Source organism: Ornithinimicrobium sp., from assembly GCF_051004135.1.
Taxonomy (GTDB): Bacteria; Actinomycetota; Actinomycetes; order Actinomycetales; family Dermatophilaceae; genus Ornithinicoccus.
Map to the genome: position 1 here is coordinate 1 of NZ_JBPCKQ010000035.1, position 3514 is coordinate 3514.

The 3514-nt window shown below is 70.2% G+C and carries 4 protein-coding genes; 3 read left to right on the plus strand and 1 reads right to left on the minus strand.

The annotated features are described in order from the left end of the window. Positions 1–66 precede the first annotated feature (66 nt). Positions 67–279 (minus strand): hypothetical protein, encoded by a 213-nt coding sequence (locus tag ACR2FV_RS01870; RefSeq protein WP_434014025.1) that lies wholly within the window; start codon positions 277–279, stop codon positions 67–69. A gap of 23 nt (positions 280–302) precedes the next feature. Between ACR2FV_RS01870 and ACR2FV_RS01875 the strand changes: the two genes are divergently transcribed. Genes ACR2FV_RS01875 through ACR2FV_RS01885 form a run of 3 tightly spaced genes read left to right on the plus strand, consistent with a single transcriptional unit; the run spans position 303 to position 3363 of the window. Further along, positions 303–1274 carry a transposase gene (locus tag ACR2FV_RS01875; protein ID WP_434014026.1) on the plus strand — a complete coding sequence of 324 codons (972 nt, stop codon included), beginning with the start codon at positions 303–305 and terminating at the stop codon, positions 1272–1274. 59 nt (positions 1275–1333) lie between these two features. Then, positions 1334–2542, plus strand: coding sequence for a tyrosine-type recombinase/integrase (locus ACR2FV_RS01880; protein WP_434014027.1), 1209 nt, complete (start codon positions 1334–1336; stop codon positions 2540–2542). Next, positions 2539–3363, plus strand: coding sequence for a tyrosine-type recombinase/integrase (locus tag ACR2FV_RS01885; RefSeq protein ID WP_434014028.1), 825 nt, complete (start codon positions 2539–2541; stop codon positions 3361–3363). The genes ACR2FV_RS01880 and ACR2FV_RS01885 overlap by 4 nt, the downstream gene beginning before the upstream one ends. The last annotated feature ends 151 nt before the right edge of the window (positions 3364–3514 follow it).

The following is a 3514-nucleotide window of genomic DNA, read 5'->3' on the forward strand; positions in this document are numbered from 1 at the left end:
CGGGCAGGCGTTGCTCCACGACGAGGCGGAACTCGGGCGGCCTGGGCTGGCCGGTGGCCGCGGGGGTCACCGGCTGGCTGCGGCGGGCAGCGGCGCGGGGGTGTAGTCCAGGTCGGCCAGGGTGGGCGCGCGGGCACGCAGCACCGGCACGAGCAGCCTGGTGGGGTCGCGGCGTTGCAGCCGGGCGGTGGCCAGCACGAGGTTGTCCCGGGGTCCGTGGAACTTGAGGTGGGGGTCCTCCACTCGGAGCGGCTCGTGTGAGACGCTCCGGGAAACCACCAAGTCTCCCAGGAGGACCCCCAATGGCAGGTTCGCACACATCCACGTCCGCTGACCACACCGATCCCGAGTCGTCGGGCGAGCCGGCCGGGTTGCAACTGGTCTCCTCCGCCGAGTCGGCCCTGTCGGGCCTGCTCGCCCAAGCCGTCGACGGCCACCTCGCCACGTTCGCCGAGCACGTGCGCGAGGGGCTGCTGGCCGCGTCGACCGCGGTGGGCTTGGAGGTCATGGCCGAGTTGATGGACGCCGAGGTCACCGACCTCGCGGGACCCAAGGGCCGCCACGACGCTGCGCGTACCCACAACCGTCACGGCAGCGAAGCGGGCGCCGTCACCCTGGGCGGGCGTCGCCTGGCGGTGACCCGCCCGCGGGTGCGCACCGTGGGCGACGACGCCGCCGAGACGCCCCTTGACTCCTACACGAGCGTCGCGGGCACGGACCTGCTCGCCGAGGGCATCGTCGCAAAGATGCTCGCCGGGATCTCCACCCGCCGCTACCCGGTCGCGCTCGAACCGGTCGGCGCGGCGGTCGAGCAGGCCGCGGTGTCCACGTCGAAGTCGGCGGTGTCACGCCGGTTCGTCGCCGCGACCGCCGAGCGCCTCGCCGAGCTGTGCGCCCGCCCGCTCGGGGATGACCGCTGGCCGATCGTGATGCTTGACGGCGTGTACCTGGGCGAGCATCTGCTCGTCGTCGCCCTGGGGGTCACCGACGACGGCACCAAGGTGCCCCTGGGTGTGGTCGAGGGCTCCACAGAGAACGCCGCGGTGTGCACCCGTCTGACCGCCGACCTCGTCGACCGGGGCCTGGACGCCAGCAAAGGCATCTTGTTCGTCGTCGATGGCGGCAAAGCGCTCACCAAGGCGATCCGTGCGGTCTTCGGCGGCAAAGCACTCATCCAACGCTGCCGCCGGCATTATGCAGAGCAGCCGATTATGCCGAGTAGGGACCGCAAGTCCGTGCGGGGCATGGGCGTGGTGCTGTCCAAGTCGGCATAACCGGGTGGTCTTGGCCTGATGCTTCTCTCCTACATCCATCTGATGAAGAGGAGATCGCAATGGGCAGACCATCACGGGTCAGGGTGACCGGGCCGCTGGCACCACACGCGGCGGGGTTCGGCCAGGACCTCGCCGGGCAGGGCTACACGCCGCACTCGGCGAGCTATCAGTTGCAGTTGATGGCGCACGCGAGCCGTTGGCTGGCAAGCCGCGGACTCGGCGTGGAGGAACTGACTGCGGTCAACGTGGAGGCGTTCTTGGAACAGCGACGCGCTGAGGGCTACAGGCTGTGGCTGTCGGCCAAGGCGATGGCGCCGATGCTTGGCTATCTGCGTGGCTTGGGGGTCGTTGCGACGCCCGCTGCGACTGTCCCGGTGACCCCGGCTGCGGAACTTCAGCAACGCTACCGTGCCTATCTGATCCACGAGCGCGGGCTCGCCGACTCCACCGTCGCCGGCTATCTGCATGTCGCCAGGCTGTTCTTGGCAGGCCGGGTCGCAGAGGATGTCGTGGCCGTGGAGCGGCTTTGCTCAGCGGAGGTGACGGCCTTCGTCCTCGCCGAGTGTGCGGCCCGCTCGGTGGGGTCGGCCAAGTACATCGTGTGCGGGCTGCGCGCGCTGCTGCGTTACCTCTACGTGGCAGGGCACACCGACATCCAGCTTCCAGCTGCGGTCCCGGCGGTTGCGGGCTGGCGGTGTGCCGCGGTGCCCGCAACGGTCGGTCCGGCGGAGGTGGCGTGCCTGCTGGCAAGCTGTGACCGACGGACCACGTCTGGTCGTCGCGACTACGCGGTGCTTGCCCTGCTGGCCCGTCTGGGGTTGCGCGCAGGGGAGGTGGCGGCTCTGGAACTGGCCGATGTCGACTGGCGTGCCGGGGAGATCACAGTTCGCGGCAAGGGCCGCCGTCAGGAGCGGCTGCCCCTGCCCGTTGATGTCGGTGAGGCGCTGGCCGGATGGCTGCGCCGGGGCCGCCGGCGTTGTGCCTGCGTCACCGTCTTCACCCGGGTTCGGGCGCCACACCGCCCGTTGAGCAGGGGGGGTGTGTCAGCCATCGTGCGTGCTGCCTGCGGCCGTGCCGGGTTGCCGGAACTAGGTGCCCACCGGCTGCGCCACACCGCCGCAACCGACATGCTGCGCGCCGGTGCGTCCCTCTCCGAGGTCGGACAAGTCCTGCGGCACACCAGCACGGTGACCACGGCGGTCTACGCCAAGGTCGACACCGAACGGCTGCGCAGCCTGGCGCTGCGGTGGCCCGGTACGGCGTCATGACTGACCTGCGTGCCGAACTGGACCGCTACCTGTCCATCCGCCGGGCACTCGGGTTCACGCTGGTCAGAGCCGAACGGCTCCTCAACGACTTCATCGACTGGCTGCACGCAGGCGGCACCAGCAGCGGCATCATCACCACCCACGACGCTGTGGCGTGGGCGAGCCTGCCGTCTGGGGCGAGCCCGGACTGGTGGGGACAGCGTCTCTCAGTGGTGCGCGGATTCGCCCGTCACCTGCACGCCATCGATCAGGTCCATGAGGTGCCACCGCCCGGGCTGCTGCCAGCCAGGACCCGTCGAGCCACGCCGTGGCTGTACTCCGACGCTGACATCGCCGCGCTCATGACCGCTGCCGGCCAGCTCCGCTCGCCACTGCGGGCAGCCACCTTCACAACCCTCATCGGCCTGCTCGCGGTCACGGGGCTGCGCATCGGTGAGGCCCTGCGGCTTGATCGCTGCGACGTCGACCTCAGCGACGGGATGCTGCACATCCGCAACACCAAGTTCGGCAAGTCCCGCTACGTCCCGCTGCACCCAAGCGCCCGCGATGCCCTCGCCGCCTACACCCGACGGCGCGACCAGCTGTGCCCGCACCCGGCGGACCCGTCGTTCTTGGTCTCAACCGTCGGCACCCGGCTGCTGTACTGCAACGCCCATGCCGTCTGGCTCGACCTCATCAGTCGCGCCGGACTCCACGCCCGCTCGGCGCGCTGCCGACCGCGCCCCCATGATCTGCGCCATTACGCGGACGGCAGGGTTATGTGCCCTGCCGGGGTGTTTGGGCTGGTGAGGGCGGTGCCGGCGGTGTTGTTGTCCGCATAATCCCTGGGCTGTCGGCGTCAATGGCCCAACGAGTCGAGCCAGCCGATCAGGGAGGCGTCCGAGGTCCAGTCCGGCAAGACGTCGGGAGTGAGTGGCTCGTAGGCGTTGTCGATCGCTTTGCGTTTGGCCTCGGCGTCTGCGCGGGCGTAGA

Bases quoted from the DNA above. Each gene is read 5' to 3' on its own strand.
- ACR2FV_RS01875 (WP_434014026.1), top strand. From the start codon at position 303: ATGGCAGGTTCGCACACATCCACGTCCGCTGACCACACCGATCCCGAG.
- ACR2FV_RS01880 (WP_434014027.1), top strand. From the start codon at position 1,334: ATGGGCAGACCATCACGGGTCAGGGTGACCGGGCCGCTGGCACCACAC.
- ACR2FV_RS01885 (WP_434014028.1), top strand. From the start codon at position 2,539: ATGACTGACCTGCGTGCCGAACTGGACCGCTACCTGTCCATCCGCCGG.